General features: G+C 44.4%; 25 protein-coding genes and 2 pseudogenes. 11 read left to right on the top strand and 16 right to left on the bottom strand.

Annotated elements, in window-relative coordinates:
* Nucleotides 1-389: 389 nt before the first annotated feature.
* From N6H06_RS13005 to N6H06_RS12995, 3 genes are all read right to left on the bottom strand, one after another.
* Complete coding sequence (locus N6H06_RS13005; RefSeq protein WP_213029241.1) at nt 390-737, bottom strand: YxeA family protein; 348 nt, start codon at nt 735-737, stop codon at nt 390-392.
* 151 nt (nt 738-888) lie between these two features.
* Nucleotides 889-1,281 carry a DUF5391 domain-containing protein gene (locus N6H06_RS13000; protein WP_263707025.1) on the bottom strand — a complete coding sequence of 131 codons (393 nt, stop codon included), beginning with the start codon at nt 1,279-1,281 and terminating at the stop codon, nt 889-891.
* 297 nt (nt 1,282-1,578) lie between these two features.
* Nucleotides 1,579-3,378 carry a glycosyl hydrolase family 18 protein gene (locus tag N6H06_RS12995; protein ID WP_062748239.1) on the bottom strand — a complete coding sequence of 600 codons (1,800 nt, stop codon included), beginning with the start codon at nt 3,376-3,378 and terminating at the stop codon, nt 1,579-1,581.
* A 316-nt stretch (nt 3,379-3,694) separates the two neighbouring features.
* On the opposite strand from N6H06_RS12995, the gene N6H06_RS12990 reads away from it, so the two are divergent.
* Nucleotides 3,695-4,441 (top strand): GntR family transcriptional regulator, encoded by a 747-nt coding sequence (locus N6H06_RS12990; protein WP_062749073.1) that lies wholly within the window; start codon nt 3,695-3,697, stop codon nt 4,439-4,441.
* Here N6H06_RS12990 and chbG read toward each other — a convergent pair.
* Nucleotides 4,438-5,169 (bottom strand): chitin disaccharide deacetylase, encoded by a 732-nt coding sequence (gene chbG / locus N6H06_RS12985; RefSeq protein ID WP_062748241.1) that lies wholly within the window; start codon nt 5,167-5,169, stop codon nt 4,438-4,440. The two genes, N6H06_RS12990 and chbG, sit on opposite strands and share 4 nt — an antisense overlap.
* A gap of 177 nt (nt 5,170-5,346) precedes the next feature.
* Here chbG and N6H06_RS12980 point away from each other — a divergent pair, with 177 nt between their 5' ends.
* From N6H06_RS12980 to N6H06_RS12965, 4 genes are read left to right on the top strand one after another with little or no spacing between them, the layout of a single operon-like run.
* Complete coding sequence (locus N6H06_RS12980) at nt 5,347-6,675, top strand: 6-phospho-beta-glucosidase (RefSeq protein WP_263707022.1); 1,329 nt, start codon at nt 5,347-5,349, stop codon at nt 6,673-6,675.
* Nucleotides 6,672-7,985, top strand: coding sequence for a PTS cellobiose transporter subunit IIC (celB, locus tag N6H06_RS12975; RefSeq protein ID WP_263707020.1), 1,314 nt, complete (start codon nt 6,672-6,674; stop codon nt 7,983-7,985). The genes N6H06_RS12980 and celB overlap by 4 nt, the downstream gene beginning before the upstream one ends.
* Entirely contained in the window at nt 7,960-8,292 is a 333-nt protein-coding gene (locus N6H06_RS12970; protein WP_062748246.1) for a PTS lactose/cellobiose transporter subunit IIA, read from the top strand. Before celB ends, N6H06_RS12970 begins: the two co-directional genes overlap by 26 nt.
* A 1-nt stretch (nt 8,293) precedes the next feature.
* Nucleotides 8,294-8,590, top strand: a complete 297-nt coding sequence (locus N6H06_RS12965; RefSeq protein WP_263707018.1) for a PTS sugar transporter subunit IIB — start codon at nt 8,294-8,296, stop codon at nt 8,588-8,590.
* A 150-nt stretch (nt 8,591-8,740) separates the two neighbouring features.
* On the opposite strand, the gene N6H06_RS12960 is transcribed toward N6H06_RS12965, so the two are convergent.
* Complete coding sequence (locus N6H06_RS12960) at nt 8,741-9,454, bottom strand: NAD-dependent deacylase (RefSeq protein WP_263707017.1); 714 nt, start codon at nt 9,452-9,454, stop codon at nt 8,741-8,743.
* Nucleotides 9,455-9,536: 82 nt separating this feature from the next.
* Nucleotides 9,537-10,103 carry an STM3941 family protein gene (locus N6H06_RS12955; RefSeq protein WP_062748251.1) on the bottom strand — a complete coding sequence of 189 codons (567 nt, stop codon included), beginning with the start codon at nt 10,101-10,103 and terminating at the stop codon, nt 9,537-9,539.
* A 271-nt stretch (nt 10,104-10,374) separates the two neighbouring features.
* On the opposite strand from N6H06_RS12955, the gene N6H06_RS12950 reads away from it, so the two are divergent.
* Complete coding sequence (locus tag N6H06_RS12950) at nt 10,375-11,337, top strand: arsenic resistance protein (protein WP_213029238.1); 963 nt, start codon at nt 10,375-10,377, stop codon at nt 11,335-11,337.
* A 207-nt stretch (nt 11,338-11,544) separates the two neighbouring features.
* Here N6H06_RS12950 and N6H06_RS12945 read toward each other — a convergent pair whose 3' ends face one another.
* The 4 genes from N6H06_RS12945 to N6H06_RS12930 all read right to left on the bottom strand — a co-directional run bounded on the left by N6H06_RS12945 (nt 11,545) and on the right by N6H06_RS12930 (nt 15,263).
* Complete coding sequence (locus N6H06_RS12945) at nt 11,545-11,661, bottom strand: SDR family oxidoreductase (protein ID WP_318527554.1); 117 nt, start codon at nt 11,659-11,661, stop codon at nt 11,545-11,547.
* Nucleotides 11,662-11,822: 161 nt separating this feature from the next.
* Nucleotides 11,823-12,953, bottom strand: a complete 1,131-nt coding sequence (locus N6H06_RS12940; protein ID WP_213029236.1) for a M20 family metallopeptidase — start codon at nt 12,951-12,953, stop codon at nt 11,823-11,825.
* Between the two features lie 12 nt (nt 12,954-12,965).
* A complete protein-coding gene (locus N6H06_RS12935; protein ID WP_062748257.1) occupies nt 12,966-13,808 on the bottom strand; it encodes a MurR/RpiR family transcriptional regulator in 843 nt (280 codons plus the stop codon).
* Between the two features lie 69 nt (nt 13,809-13,877).
* On the bottom strand, nt 13,878-15,263 hold the full coding sequence (locus tag N6H06_RS12930) for a YfcC family protein (protein WP_238583328.1): 1,386 nt from the start codon (nt 15,261-15,263) through the stop codon (nt 13,878-13,880).
* 279 nt (nt 15,264-15,542) lie between these two features.
* Here N6H06_RS12930 and N6H06_RS12925 point away from each other — a divergent pair, with 279 nt between their 5' ends.
* Complete coding sequence (locus N6H06_RS12925; protein ID WP_263707007.1) at nt 15,543-16,994, top strand: carbon starvation CstA family protein; 1,452 nt, start codon at nt 15,543-15,545, stop codon at nt 16,992-16,994.
* Nucleotides 16,995-17,039: 45 nt separating this feature from the next.
* Here N6H06_RS12925 and N6H06_RS12920 read toward each other — a convergent pair whose 3' ends face one another.
* Both N6H06_RS12920 and N6H06_RS12915 read right to left on the bottom strand, forming a co-directional pair.
* Nucleotides 17,040-17,234, bottom strand: coding sequence for a helix-turn-helix transcriptional regulator (locus N6H06_RS12920; protein WP_062748260.1), 195 nt, complete (start codon nt 17,232-17,234; stop codon nt 17,040-17,042).
* Nucleotides 17,235-17,236: 2 nt separating this feature from the next.
* Nucleotides 17,237-17,746 (bottom strand): DUF6773 family protein, encoded by a 510-nt coding sequence (locus tag N6H06_RS12915; protein ID WP_095237775.1) that lies wholly within the window; start codon nt 17,744-17,746, stop codon nt 17,237-17,239.
* Between the two features lie 234 nt (nt 17,747-17,980).
* Here N6H06_RS12915 and N6H06_RS12910 point away from each other — a divergent pair.
* A pseudogene (locus tag N6H06_RS12910) lies at nt 17,981-18,202 on the top strand (flavoprotein); the annotation flags it as partial.
* Nucleotides 18,177-18,686, top strand: a pseudogene (locus N6H06_RS12905) (transposase); the annotation flags it as partial. The pseudogenes N6H06_RS12910 and N6H06_RS12905, both read left to right, overlap by 26 nt.
* 97 nt (nt 18,687-18,783) lie before the next feature.
* Here the strand turns inward: N6H06_RS12905 and N6H06_RS12900 are convergent.
* Nucleotides 18,784-19,968 carry an MFS transporter gene (locus tag N6H06_RS12900; protein ID WP_095319407.1) on the bottom strand — a complete coding sequence of 395 codons (1,185 nt, stop codon included), beginning with the start codon at nt 19,966-19,968 and terminating at the stop codon, nt 18,784-18,786.
* 444 nt (nt 19,969-20,412) lie between these two features.
* Between N6H06_RS12900 and N6H06_RS12895 the strand changes: the two genes are divergently transcribed.
* Both N6H06_RS12895 and N6H06_RS12890 read left to right on the top strand, forming a co-directional pair.
* Nucleotides 20,413-21,003 carry a TetR/AcrR family transcriptional regulator gene (locus N6H06_RS12895; RefSeq protein ID WP_062748267.1) on the top strand — a complete coding sequence of 197 codons (591 nt, stop codon included), beginning with the start codon at nt 20,413-20,415 and terminating at the stop codon, nt 21,001-21,003.
* 216 nt (nt 21,004-21,219) lie between these two features.
* Nucleotides 21,220-21,804: a non-oxidative hydroxyarylic acid decarboxylases subunit B gene (locus tag N6H06_RS12890; RefSeq protein WP_062748269.1), complete on the top strand. Its 585-nt coding sequence runs from the start codon at nt 21,220-21,222 to the stop codon at nt 21,802-21,804.
* A 60-nt stretch (nt 21,805-21,864) separates the two neighbouring features.
* Here N6H06_RS12890 and N6H06_RS12885 read toward each other — a convergent pair whose 3' ends face one another.
* Genes N6H06_RS12885 through N6H06_RS12875 form a run of 3 tightly spaced genes read right to left on the bottom strand, consistent with a single transcriptional unit; the run spans nt 21,865 to nt 24,820 of the window.
* Complete coding sequence (locus N6H06_RS12885; RefSeq protein ID WP_062748271.1) at nt 21,865-22,710, bottom strand: SDR family oxidoreductase; 846 nt, start codon at nt 22,708-22,710, stop codon at nt 21,865-21,867.
* A complete protein-coding gene (gene uxuA / locus N6H06_RS12880) occupies nt 22,710-23,786 on the bottom strand; it encodes a mannonate dehydratase (protein ID WP_062748273.1) in 1,077 nt (358 codons plus the stop codon). Before uxuA ends, N6H06_RS12885 begins: the two co-directional genes overlap by 1 nt.
* The gene (locus tag N6H06_RS12875) at nt 23,783-24,820 is read right to left on the bottom strand and encodes a zinc-binding alcohol dehydrogenase family protein (protein WP_263707000.1); all 1,038 of its coding nucleotides are present in this window, start codon (nt 24,818-24,820) and stop codon (nt 23,783-23,785) included. The genes uxuA and N6H06_RS12875 overlap by 4 nt, the downstream gene beginning before the upstream one ends.
* Between the last annotated feature and the right edge of the window lie 454 nt (nt 24,821-25,274).

The following is a 25,274-nucleotide window of genomic DNA, read 5'->3' as shown; positions in this document are numbered from 1 at the left end:
TTTGGCTATGTACCTGCCTATCTCCTTTTTTCTCCAGCTAAGAATTCATTGCATGCAAAGAAAACGCAACTGACTGCAACCAGCCTGATACGCTAATCAAAAAATGCATGTTTCCATTTAGGGCATCTAAAACACAGGCCACCGCTCATAAAAAATAAGGCCATAAATGGCCAGAAACTGTAGACAAACGGACGACATGGCGGTGTTTGCTTCGCTTATGTGCTTGATTTTGTCGAAGTCGACGACAAAATCAAGCAGCCCTACATGGACCGTTTGTCACTTAACTGTTTCGTTGATTATTTGCTTTAATAAAGCTGTCTGATTGTTCCATCATTCTATTAAATCAGATAACAGCTCAGCTGTAAAGAACATTTCTGAAATGTCCCTTTTTAAAGCGCTGGGCGAATAGCAACAGGAATATCGTCTAGTTGGACTTCTTCCCAGCTATCAACAAATGCTTTTTTTGTCTTTAACCGCAAAAATGCCCCTTTCCGCAAGTTTTTGCTTGCTGTAAATTCGACTGTCCTCTCTTGGCCTTGTTCGTCAACTCCCTGTATTTCATACACGTAGTCGCCCACTTCATTTTTAGTGCCGTCTTCATCTATTTCTACGTACACATCTGTCACTGCTACAAATGGATTTATTTTCAACACGACAACATTGTCCTTAAACAAAAGCCAACCAGCAATGATTAGAATGGCTCCTATACTGAAGGCGATAGCTAGTCTGCGTTTCAATTTGACTCACTCTCTTTCTTTTTTATTCAATTGTCTCGCTTCTCCCTATAGAGAACCATTGATCCGCCTTACAATTCGCGGCGCCTCGCTTACAATTTTGTCACCATCCATATAAATAGCAAAAAGCCTTCCTCACATAAGGAAAGCTTTTTTAATAGGCGAGACGGCGATTGCGAAATGCGGCAAAAAACCAAATCACATTCACAATTATCGACAACAGGCTGCAAACAACTGCCGCGACTCCAGCCCCCGCGAAAAATGTTGAGGTAATAAGGATCATGGATATAGTCAAATGAATAAAGATCCCAAAACCAGAAAGAATCGCCAAGACCACTTTTGAAAACGGCACTCCTATTCGATACAACCCAAGAGGAACCATATACATCCCAGCAACCATGGCTACAGCAAGCCACATACCAATACTATTAAACTCGTTTGCCGCATTCCCATACTCTACTAATGGCGTGAGCGATAGGAGTATCACTTGCACACAAAACAGCAACATCGACAACAACGTCCATCTTGTCACACTACGCTTTTCCATATCTTCCCCTCTCTTCCTCTACCACCTTACAACGAAAACCGTTTTCGTTCATCAGACTACAGTCGGAGAAGAAGCTACTTGAACAAGCAAAAAAGCCAACAATAGCAATTCGCCCTTGTTGGCAACCTAATAGCTGGCAGCAAGATTTAATTTCAGAAACTTGCCTTGTATGCCGTAGAATAGTTGTTTTTCCAAACGCAAATGATGGCTTAAAGACGTTTCCCCGTTTTAACTAAGTATGTTCACTTTTCGCCAAGCATTGCAAACATGCATATTTTTCACCACAGATTGAAAAGGTTATTCGCACTCTCCAAGCAACTTCCATACCCCCCATTCTCCTGTTGTTCCTGGTTCTTCTCCTGTCGTCCACCATTTGGCCTCATATAAATGTCCTTTATGCTGGACTTGGTCTCCCCCAGTGTAGACGGCTGTCTGTTCCCAGTTAGGAGCTGCACACGCCTCACCGCCGTTTTCTGCTTTCGTTGTTACGTTTAAAGCTTGTCCGGTGTGCCGGCTGCCATCTTCATATTCAGCAGAAACAGTAAATGTATACATCGTGCTTGGTTGCAGGTTGGTAATCGTTAAAGACGTTTCGTCTGTCACTTGTTCCTCCGTGCCATACTGAACGATATACCGTGCCGTTCCTTCGCTTGACGGTTCCCACGAAAGGGTGACCGATGTTGATGTAACGTCCACTGCGCGAACATGACGAGGCGCCAATGAAGGCTCTTCAGGATGCTGCCCTTTTCCCGGCTCAAATTCCAGTTGCTCCGCTAATGCTGTAAGGAGCGTTCCATTTCGATCCCCGCTTACCTCCCAAAACATCGAACCTGCCAGATTGTTCGCTTTAATAAAATCGGTCTTATGCTGGAAGGATTCGACGTCATCGTACGTAATAAAGCCGCCGTTTGCAGCATTGTACAAGAAAGGAACTTTCGCAACATCGTTCCAATAGCGTTGATAGCCATTTTTATTTACATAATTGTCTTCAAGGTCTGAGAAGTCAAATACGCCATTTTCCCATGTTCCTTCTTGAGGAGGAGAGCAGTGTTGATACTCGCCATGATTTGCCTCTTCACAATTCATCCAGCCTCTCCCATAAAAAGGCATCCCTAATACAAGTTTATTTGCTGGTACTCCTGCATGCAAATGACCGTCGACAGCGCTTTCAACATTAAATTGCTCAGGCGTTGGAAGCTCTGAATCGGCTGTCGCTGGATCAAAGTAGAGCGGAGCGTTGTGGCCGCTCGTATTTTGCCAACCGCCGTTAAAATCATAGGTCATAATGTTGATCCAATCGACCACTTCGGCAATTTCGGCAAGCTTGTTATTTTCTACATATTCAGGACTGGCTCCCGAGGCGATTGTCACTAAGTACTCTTTCCCGTCCTCTTGGCCCGCCTCGTTTAATTTGTTGCGTACTTCTTGTAAAAGCAGAAGATGATTCTCCTTATCTTCAGGGCGGCGGCTATTGCCTGGAAGCCCTCCACTTACTGGATATTCCCAATCAATATCGACGCCGTCAAACCCATATTGACGGATGAAATCAACTGCCGAATTTGCAAAGTTTTCTCGTGTTTCCTTTGTTGCCGCGACGTCAGAAAAACGGTTCGACCATGACCATCCGCCGACAGAGATCAACGTTTTTAAATGGGGATGTTCTTCTTTCAGTTTTTGCAACTGCTTAAAATTTCCCCGTAGCGGCTCGTCCCAAGTATCGCCTGGATTGGACTTTTGTGCATCGATCCATGGGTCGCCCATAACAATTGACCCGTTCGGCACATCGATGACGCCATTTTCATCTTGACATGACCATGTTTGCGGATTTGGACTAGCAGGGTCTGGATTGCCATGTCTACCATCCCAACAAATATTAGCAAATGCGTAATTAATATGACTTACTTTCGAAGCATCCATCTCCCAAACTTGAAAGTCTCGTCCATAGGCGCTCCAAGATGGGTAATAAGCGACAATTTTGTAAGGATCGTCATCTGACTTTGTTGCAGCATTTGCAGATTGTGCGCCTCCATCCGATACAAGTAGCAAGAAGACAGCAAATAGAGGTGTGAGCAGTTTCCCCAATCGTTTCCATTCCATTTGTACTCCCCCCAGTCCATTTATTAAGTAGCATCAACCACAAGTTGTTACTACTAATCCGATCATAAAGGTAATAACAATAACAATCAATGTCATTATTATAATTTTCGAAAAATAGTTCTTTGTATCTATATTGGACTTGTAAATTCATTGGTCATGCTAGTTACATACAATCGTTTTGCTATTTCATTATCTGATTTTTCGCTGTTACTACCTTTTAAACGTACGCAAATACATATTCATTAGAAAATGTTATAATAACTATTGACATAAAACGTCTTAGCCTTACCCACTGAAAGGAGTAACAACATTGAACGTGAATAAAAAAGGCACTGACCAGTCGCTCCATGCTTACGTTAAACAAGAGTTAGTTACCGCCATCCAACAAGGAGTTTATCCCGTTAAATCCCAGCTGCCAACGGAGGCAGAACTGTGCAAGATGTATGATGTTAGCCGGACGACGATCCGAAATGCCCTACAGCAACTTGTCATCGATGGGTATGTAGAACGTATCCAAGGGCGAGGCACCTTTGTCGCCAGCAGACGGGTCAAGCAAACGTTATCTGCAACGCAAGGGAATTATCGGGAGCAATTGCAATTGCAAGGAAAAAAACCAAAAATACAAGTGATTGATTTGAAAGTCGTTCCTTCTGATGAGTTCTTGTCTGCCATCCTTGAAATCGAGGAAAATGAACCAGTCCACCGCCTAGAACGAATCCGTTATGCAGATGATGCCCCCTTGCAATACGAAATTGCTTATTTGCCTTGGCGGAAGACGACTTGGCTAACGAAAGAAGGGGGAGAACACTCACTTTATCAACTACTGCAAAGCCAGCCGGATCTCTCGCTTCACCAGACAAAAGAACATTTGCATATCGCCCTCGCAAATGAAGAAGTAGCCGCAAAGCTAGGGATTTCAGTTGGTGACCCTTGCATTCAAATTGAAACACACGCGTATTTAGCCGACGAGTCTAAAATTGAATATTCAATTGCATATTTCCATGGAGAAAAAGCTAGTTTTACGATTGAACGAAATTATCAAAAACCGACCAAGACTTATTAAGTCTGAGTCGGTTCGTTTTTTCTAAGCAAGTGTCCTACCGTTTGTTTCACTTGTGTCAAAATCCTAAGCTCCCGGGCACGGTCGTCAATATAGGAAGAGTGTGTTCTTAACGTTTCATCTATGTATGCCGGGTGGCACATCACTTCGATGGTCCCATCATACCCTTTGTATTGTTGGGAGAGTTCAGCAAAATAGTCCTCGTTTACGCCTTCTTTATAAAAGTTTGTATCCAGTAGATCAGACCAGAAGCGAATGCCAGCAGGCGCTTGTTTAAAGCCAGTCCTTACAGGCAGGTCATACGTTTGTGCGAGGTGCTTGATCACTGGGATGACAGGCTCCCACGTATGGATATGGTGGTGGCTGTCAAGGTGCGAAGGCGTGATCCCTCTTGTATAAAATTGTTGAATTTGTGCGTTCCACTCCTTCTCCACTTCCTCCACGTCGATCTCATGTGTTGCTCGCTGAAATTGACTAGTAAGACGAAACTCGCCTTGTTGGTTGATTAATGTAGGGCAGTCCGACGTTAAGGGAGCGCCACAGGTCAAAGTTAAATGAACACCAACTTGCAAATCAGGATAACGCTCCATTAATTGGAATGCATGGTCTGCTGCAGGCATGTTTGTAAGCATAGTCGTTGATGTGACGATTCCTAGTTCATGGGCGTCCACAATCCCGTAATTGACACCCCGGGATAGTCCAAAATCATCTGCATTTACAATCAGCTTCACGGTATGGTCCTCCTTTTACTCTTTGTTTTCCCTTCTCTATTATATCACAAAATTGTAATTACGTATAAAAACAATCTCCAAAATAAGTAGTTACAAATTTAAGTTGATTAGTAATTACAAATGTGATATATATGGTTTAGAGGAAGCGCTTTCTCTGTGATCAAGGGAGGAGAAAACATGTCACTTAAAGTTGTTATCATCGGTGGTGGGTCGAGTTATACCCCCGAAATTATTGAAGGGTTTATTGATCGGTATGAACGAGTGCCCGTTAGTGAAATCGTTCTTGTCGATGTTGCTGCCGGCGCTAGAAAATTAGCGATTGTCGAAGCGTTATCAAAGCGAATGATCGAGAAATCAGGCTATCCCATCCACGTGCGCAGCTCATTTAACCGGCAGCACGCTTTAGAAAACGCTGACTTTGTTACGACGCAAATACGAGTAGGCGGGTTGGAAGCAAGAGAAAAGGACGAGCAAATTCCATTAGAACATGGCCTAATCGGCCAGGAAACAAATGGCGCAGGCGGCATATTTAAAGCGTTTCGCACCATTCCCGTTTTGCTTGAGATTGCCAATGACATTCATAAGATTTGCCCGCAAGCGTGGATGATTAATTTTACCAACCCAGCAGGCATCGTGACGGAGGCGTTGCTCCACCATAGCCTCCATAAAAAAGTAATTGGCGTATGCAACATTCCATTCAATATGAAAACAGGAATTGCAGAAATGTTCTCCTGCCCTGTGGAACAAGTAGAGATCGAGTTTATCGGGATGAATCACTTTGTCTTTGGAAAGCGTGTCTTTATTCGTGGTAAAGACCGCACCGATGAAGCATTAGCAAAACTCACGGCGGACAATGTCCATTACTCTCCTGCAAATATTGTCTCTCTTGGATGGTCTAAGGAGTTTGTTCGGGCACTACAGCTGCTTCCAAACCCGTATCATATGTATTATTTCCAAAAGGAGGAGGTGCTGAAAAGGGATCTTGCAGCCTTTAAAGAGCATGGGACGAGAGCGCAAATCGTCAAACAAGTTGAAGAATCGCTTTTTCTTACTTACGAAAATCCAGCATTGGCAGAAAAGCCAAAAGAACTGGAACAGCGCGGCGGGGCTTATTATAGCGAAGCAGCGTGCAACTTAGTAGAAAGTCTTTATACCAATAAACAAGATATTCAAACAGTAAACACACATAATAACGGAAGTATCCGAGATTTGCCTGATGATGCAGTCGTTGAAATCAATGCTGTCATTACGAGAGAAGGCCCTAGGCCTCTTGCTGTTGGAAACATCCCTCTACAAGTCAAAGGAATCATTTTGCAAATGAAAGCGTTTGAACAACTTGTCATTAAAGCTGCATTGTCTGGCGATTATGACGATGCGTACAATGCGCTTGTTATGAACCCACTCGTTGCCGATGAGAAAAAAGCCAAGACCATTTTAGACAAACTGCTTGAAGCCCATAAAGACCACTTACCACAATTTTATCGTAAAGGAGTTGTTAGCCAATGAATCCAGTGATGCAGTGGATGGAGAAACATTTTATTCCGATTGCGGGACGGATCGGTTCACAACGTCACTTAGTTGCGATTCGCGACGGTTTTGTCGCGATCATGCCGTTAATCATTATTGGCTCATTCGCTGTCTTGATTAACAATTTACCAATTGCATTGTTCCAAAACTTTATGGCCGACCTATTCGGCGAAAGCTGGACAACGCTTGGCGGCAACATCTGGGATGGGTCGTTTGCGGTCCTTTCATTGCTTGTCGTGGCAGGAATTAGTTACAATTTAGCTAAGTCTTATGATGTGGATGCTCTGTCTGCTGCACTTCTTGCTGTTGGCTGCTATATCATTCTGACGCCAACGACCGATGATTGGGGCCTTTCATATGCCTGGACGGGAGCGCAAGGTCTGTTTGTCGGCGTATTGACGGCAGTTATTGTAACGGAGCTTTTCCGGCTTTTGTATCACTCGAAATTTACCATTAACATGCCTGAAGGCGTCCCGACTGGCGTTGTCAAATCCTTCCGCGCCCTTATTCCAGCCGCGGTCACTCTCATTCTCGTCTCTAGCCTGCAAATGTTGATCACGGCATTGACAGACGGCAGCATTCACGAACTCGTCTTTGCCGTCATTCAACAACCATTGCAAGCATTAGGAAATACACTACCTGCCGCATTTATCATTACCTTTTTGAATCAGCTGCTTTGGTTTTTCGGTTTGCACGGCACGAACATTTTAGGACCCGTTATCGATTCGATCTACCTTCCTTTGCTCGAAGAGAACATTCGTTTATTTGCAGAAGGGACTAGTGCAGCCGATGTCCCTTATATTGTGACGAAACCATTTTTAGACGCCTATGTATTCATGGGCGGGTCAGGTACAACACTTGCCTTAATTGCCGCCATCTTTCTTGTAAGCGCGTCCAAACATTATCGAACGATTGGGAAATTATCCGCACCTGCAGGGGTGTTTAATATTAACGAGCCCGTCCTGTTCGGCTTGCCAATCGTGCTAAATCCCGTGATGCTCATCCCATTTTTAACGATTCCTGTGCTCTTAACACTCACATCCTATCTCGCTATTGCCAGCGGACTTGTGCCAAGGACTGTTGCGCTTGTCCCTTGGACGACGCCGCCCTTCATTAGCGGCTATTTGGTGACAGGAGGATCATTTGCTGGCGTCGTGCTCCAGCTTTTTAACATCACACTTGCGACCCTTTTTTATATTCCATTTATAAAAGCGGCGATGAGAGCCGAACAAAAGAATTTTGATGACAAAGGAGATACTGGCGATGACGACACAACCAAAGCCTCTTGAGGAAATTTCGTTTCAAATCATCCTTCATTCAGGAAACGCCCGTTCATTTGCGATGGAGGGAGTCCAGCTAGCGAAAAAAGGAGAATTTGCAGCAGCGCGCGAACGTCTCGAACAAGCAGACAACGAATTCTACCAAGCCCACCATGCACAAACGAGTTTGCTGCAAAGTGAGGCTAGAGGCGATCAAGTTGCCCCTTCTCTTTTGCTAATCCACGCCCAAGACCATTTAATGACATCAATGACAACGAAAGAGCTTTGCTTGGAAATCATTGAACTACACGAAAAATTTGCCAAGGAGCGTCGTTAATATGAATATTTTACTCGTTTGCTCTGCTGGAATGTCTACAAGCATGCTTGTTGATAGAATGAGAAAAGCAGCCGAAGAATTAGAGGTACACGCAACGATTACGGCAACGGCTGAAGCAGGGTTGGCTAATGAACTTGACACGACAAACGTCATTTTAATTGGACCGCAAGTACGCTATTTGGAAAACAAAATTACAAAAAAAGCAGAACCGCATGGCATTAAAGTCGCTGTTATCGATTCAATTGCTTATGGGACGATGGATGGAAAAAAAGTTTTGCAGCAAGCATTGGCTTTATGAACGTTGCCGACAAATTATGAGGGCGTTTGTCAACCCGACGCAAAATTGAGTAAAGTCTAAATCACACAGGGAAAAGAATGTTTAGCTAAAGTTTGGCTTGCCACGCACAATGGTGGCAAGTTTTATTTTCTCCCTGTTAGGAACTGGCGTTTACTTTTGCAAAGCTTGGTTGGTTTCTACTAAAAAGGAACCAATCGCCTTTTCGTTTACCACATAATCGGCAATTGTGTCCAATGGGGGAGGATCGCGGTTTACAATGATGAGCTTTGCCCCGTGTTCTTTCGCCATTCTTGGAAAAAGATTGGCTGGCGATACAACGAGCGACGAACCTAGCACGACGAAAACATCTGCTTCTATCGAATGCTGCTCCGCTAAGGCAAGTACGTTTGAGTCGAGCTGTTCTCCAAATAAGACAACAGACGGACGAATAAACCCGCCGCAGGAACAGTTTGGTTGGTTGTTTATGTAGCGGTCAACGTCGTACTGTTGACCGCATTGAATGCAGTATAGCTTTTGAATCGATCCATGGAGTGGGAGTACCGCCTGGTTTCCTGCTCGTTCGTGAAGTCCATCTGTATTTTGGGTAATGATCGCGCTGACCGGGAGCTGCTGTTCCCATAAGGCCAATACATCGTAGCCTTTATGAGGTTGCACATGCTGAAGCTGCTCCATACGCAGCCGATAGAAGTCAACAAACGTTTCGCGATTATCGGCCATTGCTTGTAAACTCGCCAATGCCTCTGGGTTGTTCCCTTTCCACAAACCTCGGCTCGAGCGAAAATCAGGGACACCGCTTTCTGTACTCATACCTGCTCCGGTGAAGACGACCATTCTCTGCGCTTCTTGTAACCATGTTGTGAGCAAGTGACCACCTCCATACTGAAAAAGTTCATAGTCTCCCTATGCGTTGTCCTCCCCTTCCATTCAGAACGGTGAATAGGGTTGGTTAAACACTGGCTTTTTGTTTTTCCATGAATTGCTCCATGTATGTAATAACTTGCTCTAAAGGAACCGAAATCCCCTGGGCTGGAATGTTGATTGGCGCTTCAAATCCTTGATTCATACGCATCGCCATTTGTTTAAACCCTTTTTGTTTGGCTAACACACGATCTATGTCTTTCGGAACAATGCCGAGAAAATGTTGCCCTAACACAGAGTAAATGAAGTACCGGTCTACTTCCTCCCAGCGAATCAGCCCGGCCCCTGCCGCTGATGCATTGTCTATAATCCCTTCTTGGTTAATATGCAACGAAGGCTTTGGCTTCACTACGCGGTATAAAAGATAGACAAAGCATAGACCAAAAAAGACGATGCCTACCGGTGCAACAATCGGAAAAAGCGTTGCAAAGATTCCCGCGCTCCCTGTACTTCCTTGTAACAAACTTTCCTGGTTTATCGCCAAAACAGCCGTCAACGCCGTAAACAGAAAGGCAAGTGTACATAACAAGACCAATTTAAACGGATTTGGATAAATAATGACTTGATTTTCCTCTACTATTACTTTCTTAGACATGCTCCAACTTCCCCTTTTCTGAAAAATCAATGGCACGAACGAGCGATTTTGACAAAAGATCATTGCTTATTCGCGTCCTGCAAATGCTTCATTCCTTGATACGGAAAATAAGAATTCGGCTATTTTCATTTTATCCCATCGTTTGCCAACATGGAAGAGCCTCATTGGGAACGACAGGGCAGCGTTCCTTTTCCTAACAGCGACATAGACTGAGCGAACTTTTGATGATAAGATGACAGCGAACAACGCGTATAAAAGGAGCACACGTTAAGTGGATCGATTGGAAAAATACCAGACTGTCATTTTGTTTATTGCGGTCATTATTGGCGTCTGCCTTGGCCAGATTGCCCCTATTGCCGCAAGCGCAGAAATGCTTATTCTTCCGTTCTTGCTGTTGATGTTATATGGTCTATTTTTAAACATTCCATTAAAACAAATAAAGCAATCGTTCCAACACAAGCGCTTTTTTTGGGCAAGCCTCCTTCTTAATTTTGTCTGGACGCCGCTTCTCGCTTGGGGGCTTGGAGCCGTCTTTCTCAAAGAACATCCAGCTTTATGGCTCGGTTTTATTTTATTGTTGGTCACGCCTTGCACCGACTGGTATCTCGTTTTTACAGCTATGGCCAAAGGAAATGTTCCATTAGCTGCTTCCTTATTGCCTGTAAACTTGCTTTTGCAATTGCTGCTGTTGCCGCTCTATTTGCTTCTTTTTGGCGGAACTACAGAGCTGCCTTCCCTTCAGGCTGCTGCCCAAAGCGCAATTGGCGTCTTGGTGATTCCGTTTGCATTGGCTTATGGGACAAGGAGGGTATTAAGAAAACGAAAACGAGTTTTAGAACAAAAACTGGTTCCGTTCTTTTCTTCCGCACAGCTGCTCTTTCTGGCATTGGCGGTTATGGCATTGTTTGCTTCGCAAAGCCAGAGTCTATTTCAGCACGCTCCGCACTTATTGGGCTTGCTGCTGCCGATTTTTCTTTTCTTTATCATTAACTTTTGCATAGCGCTAGCAACTGGAAAATGGCTTTCATTCTCTTATAAGGACACAGCTAGCTTACAGCTCACTGTTCTGGCCCGCAATTCGCCACTTGCTCTAGCTGTAGTAGTTGCCGCTTTTCCTGGTGAACCTTTCATTGCTCTTGCCCTTGTCATTGGCCCTTTGCTTGAGTTGCCAATCCTCGCTCTCGTAGCCTATGCGTTGTTGTATATAAAGAAGCGAACCCATGTTTTCATCTAAGCACAGCTCTTACGTTCGTATTCTAAAACAAAAAGTTTCGCCCCCTGCTGTTTTTCCCACGTGACAAAGACTATCGAGTTTTTATCAAATCGACAGGCTTTGTTTTTTATTTGGTTGAAATTGATTGTAGATCGACAAGCGTTAACCAGTTTGCAGCGTTTGCCCTTTGGACCAAAAACACCGTGTACCGTTGAAAGACGGCAGTGGCTACCGGCCCATCCACCCGCCATCGACAGTAATCGTTTCACCATTCACGTAAGACGAAGGGGCAGATGCCAAATAAATGGCCGCACCGACCATATCTTCTGGATTTCCTATCCGCAATCGCTACAAAGTATAAAAGCCGATCAACTTTTCATTTTAGTCAATCGGCTAATATGATGCTCTACTGTTTTGTTTATACATGACGATTTGCTGTGATTTTCGCGCATCTTTCCCTGACTACAATATTCAAGACCGAAACGGCTATCTGTCTTGGGCTTCGGTTACTTCACCAATGCTTGAATCAAATGTGCAAGCAGCACTGTCCGCTTTTCCAAATGATTAATGAGGATATGTTCATGCTCCGCATGAGGGCCTTTTCCGGCAGCTCCTAAGCCATCCAAAACGGGTATGCCTAATGCAGAAGCAAAACTACCGTCACTCCCTCCCCCTGCAAACACACCATCCACTTCATAGCCGATCTGTTTTCCAAATGAATGAACTAGTTCAAACAACTTTTTCGATTGGGAAGACTGCTCAAGGGTGGGGCGAACAATACCACCACTAACAGTCATTTTTGCTTCAGGATGGCAAGGTTGCAATGATTCTACGAGCGTTTGCATTCTCCTTGCTTCTGCCATTGTCGAAACACGCACATCAACAGAAGCTTCCGCTTTAGCTGGAACAACATTGATTCCTGTCCCCCCTTTTATTTCGCCTACATTCACAGTTGTGCCTTTGCTGTAATCGGTTTGTTGCGCCAAATATTGAATGTGATGTGTCAATTCGACGATCGCATTAATGCCTTTTTCATGGTTATTGCCCGAATGTGCTGCCCGACCAGTGACGGACAAAGTATAGCGCAAAATTCCCTTCCTGGCGACTTTTACAGTGTAAGGCTCGGCTGCTTCAGGGACGAGTACAGCCACACTCTTTTGTGCCTCTGTCTCAATTAATTTTCGCGAATCAGGAGACGATACGCCTTCATGGTCGCTGTTGCAAAGTAACACAATTTTTTTATTCAATGGGATGTTTTGCTCAATTAAGGTTTTTATTGCCCAAATTGCTTGAACGAGCCCTCCTTTCATATCCAGTATTCCTGGCCCGTACGCCCGGTTTCCTTCTTCCTTGTAGGCAAGATGCCCCTGGGGCCAAACTGTATCAAAGTGTGCTAAAATTAATAGTTGCTGCTCTCCAGACCCGAATGTGTATTTGAAGTGGTCTCCAAAAGCCTCTCGCTTAAAAACTTCCGCTTCTGCGCCTAGCCGCTGTTTAACTAGTTTGCGAATTTCTTTTCCGCACTCATCTACTAGCGCTTTATTCCGGGTAGGCGACTCTTTTTCGACTATCGTTTGGATGTCCGCTAGTATGTTCCGTTGTTTGTTTTGTAAAGCTTGTAAAATTGAATCACTCACGTTTCCACCTCATTATTCAATTAATAGGTCATTCCTTTTATAAATTTCTTCCACTTTTAAAAGGCGTTCGTGTATTTCTTGTTTCTCATTTTTACGGACAGCGACAATCAACATGTTTAATAAACTCAGTACAGGTGCAATTCCGTTATAACCACTCATATCCCGGTTCGTTTTTGTAAATAAATTGATAGAAGCCAACTTTGCAATAGGCGCTAATTCACCATCAGTAACGGCGACCACATAGGCGCCTGCCATTTTGGCCATCTCTGCAAACCGATAAGTTGCCTTATGGTAACGAGGAAAGGAAATGGCAATAACGACAGAATGCTTGTCGATATTCAATAGAGCCTGTTCAGCCATTCGTTCATCAACCAATTGGACATTGGGTACCATAAACCCCAATGTATACGAAAACCAAAATGCCGGGGCATAGGACGTTCGTTGTCCAATCACGTACACCTGGTTGGCGCCCTCGATTTTTTCAGCTATTCTTCTAAGGACTGCGCTATCCAATCTTTCTTTGACTTCTTGCAAAATGGCGATATCACGGTTTAAGACGGCGGCTAACTCATCATCACTACCTGATTCTCCTTCTTCGTTCCCTCCGTGTTGCCGCAATGCCATTACTTCTAGCTGAATCGCTTTTTGCATGGCAGAAAAGCCGCTGAAACCAAGGGAATAGGCAAGGCGAATAATGGTTGTCTCGCTTACGCCGGTGCGCCCTTGCAGCATTGCCATTGTACAATAGCTTGCTTCTTCCAAATGTTCCACAAGGTATTTAGCTGCCTTTTTCTTGCCCGCGGACAAGGAGTCATAGTGCTCTTTCACTAGTTGTTTAAACGTTTTTCCTCTCATATGGATCTCCTCCTATTAGAGTCATGTCCTACTCTTTTTAGGATACCGGATCAAGTAACTAAAAACCTATTAGAACGGCCCATACCCAATCCATACGGCAACAAGAACAAAAACGACTGCGATCATTGTCCATATCACTACCAAAGGCAAAATAAAACGGAGCCATTTCGTATAGGGCACTCCTCCTATCGCCAAAACAGCCATTAACACGCCAGAAATTGGCGTAATCATGTTTGTAATCCCGTCGCCCAACTTAAACGCGATCACCGCCGTTTGCCTTGTCAACCCAAGCATGTCCGCTAAAGGAGTCATCATTGGCATCACAACAGATGCTTGCCCACTGCCAGAAGGCACCAAAATGTTAAAGAAGTAATTAAAGAAAAACATCGCCAATGCTCCCATTGTAGGACCAAGTTCGCTCATCGGAATAAAAATTAAATTGACAACCGTGTCCAAAACCAACCCTTTTTCCATCAACACAACAATCGAACGGGCAAGCCCGATTATGAGAGCCCCATACAACATGTTTCTCGCTCCACCCATAAACGAGCGAACAAACTGATTTGGAGACTGGCGCGAAATGACAGCACTGCCGATGGCATTAATTAAAAATATTGCTGCAAGCTCATTAACACCCCATCCTAATGAAAGAGAACCATAAACAAACACGCCGATACATAGGAAAAAGAACAAAATCATCCACTTATGTGCCCTAGTAAAGGGACCATGTTCATGTTGACGCATATCCTTATCAGCAAACTTCTGTCCGCCCATGATGCTTGCCGATGGATTCGTAGAAATCCGTTTGACATAGTTCACTACATAAGCAATTGTAGCTAAAATGAGTGCAAGGAAAATGTAGACGCGAAACATTGCCCCCGAAAATAACGGAAGGCCGGCAATCTCCTGTGCCACTCCAAGAATAATGGGATCAAAAACGGCGGCTGCCGATCCAGCAAAGTAGCCTAAATAAATGATTGCCACTCCAGCTATTGCATCCAAGTCCAAAGCTCTAGCAAGGACAATGCCTAAAGGAATGAAGGCAATGACGGCATTCGATCCTACCCCCACGGCTGAAATAAGGCCGAAAATAAGGCTAACCGCGCCAATTAACAAGTATTTGCGGTTTTTAGTTTTATCAACAAGTACTTTTATGCCACTGTTGATCGTCCCTGGATGCTCAATTACAGCAATCGCACCACCCATAATCAAAACAAGGAAGATTAAGTTCGCTGAAGCGATCATTCCCTCTTGTATAGACAAAAATATATCTAAGAAGCCAAGAGAAGGTGCTTCCATTTCCGTATAACTATTTGGAATGACCGTCTCCATTCCATCATCGGATCTTAAAAACTCACCTGAAGGAACGATAAAACTAATGACCCAAGCTAATAGCAGCAAGAAAAACAAAATTACAAACGCATCTGGCATTGCCATTTTTCCCTTCTTATCCAACCGACACCCACCACCAATAGAATTTTTTAATTCATATTATTAAAAAGGAATTTTTTGCTTCATAAGCGTATCACATTCTCTTCAAAATGAAAACGCTTTTTATTGAAATAGACTGAAAATAATCCAGCTAAGCAATTACCATCACCCGAATCGACAGAAAATGTAGGAAATAGTAGATTTTTGTCATAACATCTCTTATACTATGAATGCGCTATCATTTTTTTTTAAAAGCAAGCTGCCTAAACACAAACCAGATCTAATCAATGGGAGGACGACGGGATGATTACATTTTTGCTAGGCATCGCTTTGTTAATCGTAGGCTACTTCACTTATGGAAAGGTCGTCGAGCGCATTTTCGGCGTAAAAGAGGAACGCCCGACACCAGCCTATGTGAATCAAGATGGCGTTGATTACTTGCCAATGAGCACTCCTCGTAATTCATTCATTCAACTGTTGAATATTGCCGGCACCGGCCCTGTTTTTGGCCCAATTATGGGTGCGTTGTACGGACCAGTTGCTTTTTTATGGATCGTTATTGGCTGCATTTTTGCCGGCGCAGTACATGATTACTTAACAGGGATGATTTCGATCCGCAATAAAGGTGCTCATTTGCCTGAGCTAGCTAGTAAATTTTTCGGCAAATCAATGCGCCATCTAGTCAATGCTTTTGCCGTATTATTGCTACTTTTAGTTGGAACCGTTTTCGTATCGACGCCGGCTAGTTTACTTCATGTGTTGATGGATGGCCAGGTGGCGCTGGGCATTTTGATTGCTGCTATTTTTATTTACTACATTTTGGCCACACTTTTGCCCGTTGATAAAATTATCGGCCGCCTTTATCCATATTTTGGCGCAATCCTATTAGTAAGCTCACTCGGAGTCGGAATCGGCTTGATTGTCACAGGGGCGCCAATTCCAGAGTTGTCGCTGCAAAATTTCCACCCTGAGAATATGCCCGTCTTGCCATTGATTTTCTTTACGATTACATGCGGCGCTCTATCTGGCTTCCATGCTACACAAACGCCAATTATTTCTCGAACGATACAACGGGAAAAGCAGGGCCGTAAAATTTTTTATGGAATGATGATAGCTGAAGGCATTATCGCGATGATCTGGGCGGCAGCTGCCATGAGTTTAGTGGGCAGCTACGGGGGATTGAATGAAATGCTTAATGCAGGAGGTCCAGGGGCAGTTGTAACGGAAGTATCTACGTTGTTGCTTGGCGCGATTGGTGGGACAATTGCCGTGCTAGGTGTTGTTGTGCTACCGATCACATCTGGGGATACAGCCTTTCGTAGCGCCCGCATGATTATTGCTGAGTATTTTCAAATCGCTCAAAAGAAAATTTCTCGCCGCTTATGGATTGCTTTGCCGCTATTCGCCGTTTCCGTCGCCCTAACACAAATTGACTTTAACATTTTATGGCGTTATTTTAGCTGGGCCAACCAAGGAACCGCTGTGATCGCTCTTTTTGTCGGCGCTATGTATTTGTATATCGCCAGGAAAAACTACTGGATTGCCCTTATTCCTGGAGCTTTTATGCTGGTCATGGTCATTACCTACATTTTAAATGCCGAAATTGGCTTTCGACTTCCAATGACCGCTTCGTGGATTGGCAGCTTTATTTGCTCAGGTGCCATTCTAATCCTCTTCTTTCGTGCAGCCAAAAAAGCGCGCGCCAACAATATGCCGCTAGAAGTGGATGTATCTGGATTTAAGCATAGTGCTTAGTCAGGAATTGAAAAAGGCGAAGTGCTTCTCTAAAGCCCTCCGCCTTTATCCTGGCCAAAACAGCTGGTCTAATGTTTTATCAAGCTCTTTGCAGATTGCCACGCATAATGCCAAGCTTGGATTATATTTACCTTGTTCTATTAAGCCAATCGTTTGCCTGGATACGCCGATTCGCTTCGCCAAATCGGCTTGTGTCATATCTTTTTCGGCCCGGGCCGCTTTGATTTTCGTATTTTTCATGGCTATTCATCCTTGGTAGATTCAGCGACCTTTTGGCTTTTGTTTTTTAAATAAAGATAGCTTAAAAGCACAATCCCTCCTATGATCCCTGTATAGATCATCATGCTTGTAATGAATACGAGAATAAAGTAATACCAGGCTTCTCCCGGGCCTTGTGCAAATTGTACAACGCTGTTGATCGCCATTACAATCGAGATAGCAACACCGCCAATAATTGCCGCCCCTGCCATTTTTCCATCAAAACTCCATTTGCTTTCACCGTCATGGACTTCAATTTCTTCTGAAAAGATGCCTGTTTTGGCCGAGCGCACTACGTAATAAATGGGTATACCTACAAGAATAAGAAGTTCGGTATAAATCGGAGCAGTCCCCCATTCAAACATAAAGAACTTTACGATTACCGACAAGACACACAAACCAATGACTAAATAATAGATTTCACGGTATATCTTGTTTTTCTCCTGCTCAATACGTTCGTCGTAAAAATTTTTCTTGTTTCGGCTAAATAGCATATATGGCTCCTCCTGGGTATGCGCTTTGCTATAATTATACATTAAAATCGTCATTTTGCAATATATATTTGTCATAGCAGACAAATTTCTATCCTTTTTACTTAACTACGAAGAGCACACTAGGTTGGAAAACACTTTGCCTATTTCGCTCTATCTCTGTTTTATTTATCATTTTGAAAATAAGCAAAGAACAAGTATACTTGCATGAGAGATTGGTGAAGCGGAGTGGTCCGAATGAAACTGATTATAGGTATGACAGGAGCTACGGGAGCTATTTTTGGCATTCGTTTGCTCTAGCAACTACAAAAAACAGAAGTGGAATCCCATTTGGTGATGTCGCCATGGGCTGCTGCTACGATCCAAGCCGAAACGTCTTTTACCGTAAAAGATGTTGAACGGCTTGCCAATTATACGTATTCGCCTAAAAATTTGCCCGAACGGCAGGAAGCTGCTATTTAGCCACCCTTCTAACCGAACCGATTCATACGGATTTGCCCACACATTTAAAGTGTATCGTGAGGACTGTTCAGACTGTCCGTTCCGCTCCCTGTGCACAAAGGCGAAGGAAGGGAATAACCGAAAGTTGTATGTCAACGAGAAGTGGGAACAGCAAAAAGCATCGATCAGGGAAAAGCTTTCGGAGGGAAAAACGGAAAATCGATGTAGAGCCAGTTTTCGGATTCCTGAAGGCTCATTTGCGTTTCACTCGTTTCTCCGTAAGAGGAAACGAAAAGATGAAAAAGGAATGGGGTTCGCCCTCCTGGCGGTAAACCTGCGAAAATATACCGCCAGGAACAATAACCAAGCAAAAGAGAACCAAAAAACTAGACAAAAAGGAGTGCGCTCATCGGTGTTTGATGAGCGTACTCCTTTTCATTTAATTTCTTGGCTGGTTTTGTCCCGGCCCCTTCCTTGTGCGATGCTTCTGCTTAAAAAATAATAATGCACTACGGAAAAGTTCGACAACCAAACTATTTGATGCTCGTGCCTTTCCCGTCTGTACAAGAAATATCGGTCCAACGGAAAATATATATGCATCACTGCAGTTTTTTATCCGCTGACTGCGCCGCCGAATACCGTGGCACCATGCTGAACAAAACAAACACGGCAATGATGGCGATGAGTACGCCAAGTATCCCGAACCAGGTAATGGATGCCAAAGAAACACGGTTAACGATCAGCCCACCCATTCCTGCTCCAACAGCCATGGAAAGCTGCATCATGGAACTGTTCAAGCTCAGCATTACCCCCGAGGATTCAGGAACAAGCGAGACCAGGTTAAATTGCTGCGCAGGTGCGGATGACCAGGCGGCAAAAGACCAGAGGATCAAAATTGCGAATACGGCAATGACCGATTGCCCGACTAAAGATAGCAAAATCAACGAAATGACGTGAAGCCCCATTCCTGAGACAAGCGTGTATTTGATACCACGTTTATCCGTGCTGTAGCCACCGACTTTTGAGCCAATCAAACTGGCAATGCCGAACACGAACAGAGCTGCACTTATCAATGATTCATTTATATGTGTCACCTCTAACAGAAAAGGGGTGATGTAGGTATAGGCGAGGGAATATCCTCCCAACCAGAAGAAAGTAATCGCTAAAGCTACCAAAACCTGAGGTTTTTTTAACAAAGCAAATTGGTTGATTAATGGAACAGGTTTGTCGCCCTGCATACGTGGAAAAACCGCAGCTATGACAAGCATGGAGATGGCCCCGACAATTGCGATGACCAGAAATATCGCTTTCCAGCCAAAAGCCGAGGCTACCATTCTGCCGAGCGGGACGCCGATGATGAGCGATGCGGTAATGCCCATCGTGACGTTAGCGATGGCGCTGGCCTGCTTGCCAGGCGGAGCGATTTTGGCGGCGATGCTGAGCGCGTTAACGGTGACTACCCCAGCGCCTATTGCCGTAATGATTCTCGCGGCAATGAAAAGGCCGAAGCCGGACAATATATATGTCAGCAGATTTGCGGCAATAAAAAGACCTAGCGAATAAAGGAGGAGCTTGCGCCGGTCCATCTTGGCCGTCAGCGCCATCAATATAGGTGTGACGACCGCATAGGCCAGGGAATAAACCGTAATAAGCTGGCCTGCTGTCGCAACGCTTGTTCCCAACGTCTCTGCGATCCGGTCTAATATCCCAGAAATGACGTAATTGGATGTTCCAACTAAAAAGCTAATCAAGGCTAGAACGTACACTTTCCATGCGCTCTTCATCATTCACTCTCCTGATGTGTTTTAAAGAACTATTTTTTAAAAACAATCTTTACATATTGTTATTCCTTAAGCATTTTGTTAAAGAAAGGGACATCATCGACTGCCAGCCTCACCGTCGGATGACCGGACTTCGCCGCCTTTTGCGCGGGCAACAAGCATGAGTGGCACCGATACTAGCACGTTATGACTCTCCAATCTTCGAGTACCACAATGACAGCCGAAGCCTCAACCTCTTTTGATTTGTGAAACCGACATGTTTCTCTCCTCCTTTTGGAAAAGAAGCATTCTAAATTCGTATCTATGCAACATTTGTTGTTTGAACAACATTCGTTGTATTCATATGTTATAATTCCAACCAGATGGTGAGCAATCATCAATAGCCATGAACCGTTGTATAAACAACACCCTTTCTATAATGTCGTTTTATTGGGGGAGATTTTAACCATGACAACTAAAAAGAATGAAGCTGATCCTCGTGTGATACGTACACGGCGACTTCTTCAAGACGCTTTTGCTTCATTAATTCAAGAAAAAGATTTTGAATCGATAACCGTTAAAGATATAGCAGAGCGGGCTACTGTTAACAGAGCAACGTTTTATGCGCACTTCATAGATAAATTCGAAATTCTTGAGGCTAGACTAATGGAATCATTTATGACAATCATAAATCGTAGAATATGCGGTCACGAAGTATTAAATGAAGAAACCATTCAGAGCATCTTTCTGGGTGTATGCGATTTTCACAAGGATCTAAGCGCTATGTGCAAAAGAAGGAATGCATCGCTCGGAGCTGTATTTGAAACTCAAATAAAGGAAAAAATTCAAACGATACTTCTTTCCTTTATAGACAAAGACAAGATGCTATCAAGTTCAAACGCGCAATTCTTAATCAATACAGCTTCTATTATGTTAAGTTGGGGGATGTATGGATTGGCTTACGTTTGGAACAAGGAGGGGCGTCAAATAAGTGCGGAATCATTCGTTAAACAAAGTATGCCCTTAGTAATGAACGGAGCCAAAGAACTGCTGGAATAGGTCCTGTCGCTATTGCTGTGGAAGAAACAAGATGCATACAAAAAAGACCCACTCCCACGCGAAGTGATACGCTCCCACCATCTAATTTATAAACGCAGCTATAGTATGATGGATTGGCTGCTACCTCTTTCTTGTTTAGCTAAAATCGATCATACTGAAATAGAAACGAAGAACACATATACTTGCATGAGAGATTGATGAAGCGGAGTGGTCTGAATGAAACTGATTATAGGAATGACAGGGGCTACAGGGGCCATTTTTGGCATCCGTTTGCTCCAGCAACTACAAAAAACAGAAGTGGAGTCCCATTTGGTGATGTCGCCATGGGCTGCTGCTACGATCCAAGCTGAAACGTCTTTTACCGTAAAAGATGTTGAACGGCTTGCCAATTATACGTATTCGCCTAAAGATTTAGGCGCAGCGATTTCAAGCGGCTCTTTTCAAATCGATGGCATGATGATCGCCCCGTGCAGCATGAAGACGCTCGCTTCAATCCGGACAGGCCTCGCAGACAACCTGGTTACACGGGCCGCTGATGTCATGTTAAAAGAGCGTAAACCGCTATTATTAATGACACGGGAAACGCCACTTAATGATATACATTTAGAAAACATGCTGGCTTTGTCGCGAATGGGGGCTCATATCGTCCCGCCAATGCCCGCTTTTTATAACCAGCCGCAAACGATTGATGATCTTGTTGACCATATCGTTTACCGCACCCTTGACCAATTCGGCATTCACTTGCCTGATGCAAAACGCTGGCAAGGATTAAAAGCAGAGCGCCGCGATCCTGGTTTTTAGGTGAACTATATGTAAAAGGAGCTGACACTGGGTGTCAGCTCCTTTTTTATAGTCATACCCTTAAACGCCTGAATACGCCATAAATCCTCCATCAACGGGGATCGTAACGCCTGTCACAAACCGCGAAGCGTCTTCATCGGCAAGCCACAAAAGTGTTCCAAGCAAATCTTCTGGTTTGCCGAAACGGCGCTGTGGTGTGTGGGCAATGATTTTTTCGGCCCGCTCCGTTAGCGAACCGTCTGGCTTTGTTAATAAAGCGCGGTTTTGCTCAGTTAGAAAGAAGCCAGGGGCGATGGCATTAGCGCGAATGCCTGAGTCAGCAAAATGAACGGCGAGCCACTGAGTAAAATTGTTAATACCTGCTTTTGCAGCGCTATAGGCTGGAACTTTCGTCATCGGTGATGGAGCAGACATGGATGAAATATTGATTACCGAACCGCCACGTCCGAGCATTTGTTTGACAAAGGCTTGTGTCGGAATGACGGTGCCTTGCAAATTTAACCGAAATACGGAATCAAAACCATTCGGCGCCAAATCAAAAAACGATTTTGCCGACTCGTTTTCCAAATCGCCTTCCTCATAAGTTTCCTTGTCAGTAATGGCGTCTGGATGGTTTCCACCAGCACCATTTATAAGCAAATCACAAGGGCCAAACTCTTCCTTGACCGTAGAGGCCGCTTGTTGGACCTGCTCTTCATTAAGCACATCACAAGCTAGCGCTATCGCCTTCCCGCCTTGTTCCCTAATTTCCTGGGCAACTGCCTCGCCTTTTTCTTTCGTCCGATTTAGAATCGCGACTTTCATGCCATGTATGGCAAGTTCTTTTGCCATTGCCCGGCAAAGAATGCCGCTTCCGCCAGTCACAACAGCGACTTTCCCCTTTAATGACTCATGCCCAACTGCCATTACGATTGCCTCCTTTTTGCTTCAAGCTCATATGCATCCCAAAGTCCCCACAAATGCATGATGCCAAGAGCACGGTCGTAGAGGCCATAGCCAGGACGGCATTTTTCATCCCAAATATGGCGGCCGTGGTCAGGGCGCGCATAGCCAGTATAGCCGTTTTCGTGGTAGGCCTTAACGACATCGGCAATATGAACAGAACCGTCTTGTGAACGATGAGATGTCTCGATAAAATCCCCATTATCATAGACTTTGACATTGCGGATATGAGCAAATGGAATTCGGTCGTGGAAACGGCGAATCATCTTTGGAATATCGTTTTCTGGGTTTGCACCAAGTGAACCGCTGCATAGCGTAATGCCATGGGCTGGGCTGTTTGACAATTGCAAAAAGCGCTCAACGGCGGCCTCACTTGTTATGATGCGCGGCAAGCCAAAAACAGACCATGGCGGATCGTCAGGGTGGATCGCCATTTGAATGCCATGTTCCTCTGCAACTGGAAGTACTTGTTCTAAGAAATACTGCAAATGCTCCCATAGATCTTCTTCTGTCACATTCTCGTAAGCTTTGAGCGATTTTTCAATATGAGCCAAACGCTCTGGCTCCCAGCCAGGCATGGTAAAGGCCGCGTTGCTTGTCGTTTGTCGTACCAATTCGTGGGGGTCCATGCTGTCCACTTTTGCTTTTTCATAGAAAAGAGCAGTAGATCCGTCTTCCATTTCTTTAAACAAATCTGTGCGTGTCCAATCAAACACAGGCATAAAGTTGTAACAAATCACCTTCGCACCGACCTTGGCGACATTGCGAATGCTTTCTTTATAATTCTCAATGTATGCATCACGCGTCGGCAAGCCTAGTTTAATATCTTCGTGGACATTAATGCTTTCAACCACGTCTAAATGAAACCCATAACGGTCGGCCTGTTCCTTTACTTTCATGATGTCTTCCAAAGGCCATACTTCGCCAGCCATTTTATCGTGCAACGCCCAAACAAGCCCTTCTACTCCAGGGATTTGTTTGATTTGCTCCAGTGTTACGCTGTCGTTGTTTTCTCCGTACCACCTAAATGTCATTCTCACTTGCTCTCATCCTCTCTATCAAAGATTAACACTGCTTTACGGACATTAGCAGGCTCCTTTTCAAGCAACTCGATTGCCTTTTTCACCTCATCAAAATCAAAACGATGGGATATAATCGAGGCTGGGTCAACCTTTTGTTCATTCACTTGCCTAATAACGCCGGGAAATTGGTTTGTTTGCAGCCTTGAGCCTGCTACAGTCAATTCTTTTTTCGTTAACAATAAAGACGGAATGCTCGACGGCGTTTCATTAAAGCCTAATGTCACTACCGTTCCAGCAACAGAAGCAAGCCTAACTGCTTCAGCAAATGTTGTATTCGTACCAACTGCATCAATGACAACATTCGCGAGTTCGCCATCGGTTTTCTCAAACAGGACTGTTTCCGGCTCTTCATGAGGCAAATGAATTGTAAAATCAGCGCCTACCTGTTTGGCATAATCGAGCCGGTTGGCTTGTAAATCAGAAATGAAAACCGTTGCGCCTTTTTGCTTCGCCATGATTAAACAAGCGATGCCTGTTGGTCCTGCGCCCATGATAAAAACAGTATCTCCAGGCTCAATGTTGCCACGATATGCGGCTTGGGCGCCGATTGTCATTGGCTCGACAAGAGCAGCTGCTTCAAAAGGCAAATCCCCTTTTACTTTGTGCCAGTTAGCTTCAGGAGCTACCATCCATTCACGCATCCCACCATCACGGTGTACGCCAAACACTTCCAACTTTGCGCAAACATTCGGGCGACCTTTTTTGCAAGCGTAGCATACGCCGCATGATGAAATGGGCTCAAGCGCTACACGGTCGCCAGGACGAAGGCCATGGACGCCGTTCCCCACTTCTTCAACAATGCCTCCGACTTCATGGCCGATAATGCGCGGGTAGACAGTAAACGGATTACTGCCATGGTAAATGTGCATGTCTGAACCACATATCCCTACAGCTTGCACTTTGACAAGTACATCCGTGTCATTTTCAAGCTCTGGCTTTTTTACTTCAACTATGTGAATGTCCCCTGGCTTTCTAACTTCAATTGCTCGCAAATGCGCCACTTCCTTTTCCGTTAGTCTGACGTCTTTTTTGAATCCGCTTACAGGATAGGCTTTGAAAATATCAAGTATGATGATAACAATGGAGCCTGCGCTCAAAGTTAAATATGATTCTACCATACTACCATACAAGTGTGGCAGTCAAGAAATTTGCTCATTCATGAGGCTAGAAGTCATGCCAAATTGGTATTTCCGAAAACGCATTAAAAGCAATTGACTAAGATCAGATCTGCGCCATTACGCCCTTTCACTGCGATAACCTCCGAAAACAGCCTGCGCGAACAAGCCCACCCATCGTTGACTTGACTGGGGCAACATTTGTTTATATCACACAGCTTGTTTATAGGGTCTCGTTCATTCCCTTCGAGACTACCTTTTGTATAGGTTGAAATAGGCGTTTTCCTTGTCGCACTTATCGGGAGAAGCTTTAATAAGTGGGGAAACGGTA

It is taken from the genome of Shouchella tritolerans, assembly GCF_025770735.1.
Taxonomy (GTDB): domain Bacteria; phylum Bacillota; class Bacilli; order Bacillales; family Bacillaceae_D; genus Shouchella; species Shouchella tritolerans.
The sequence above is the reverse complement of the archived record's forward strand: the minus strand, read 5'-3'. Positions and strand labels throughout refer to the sequence as shown.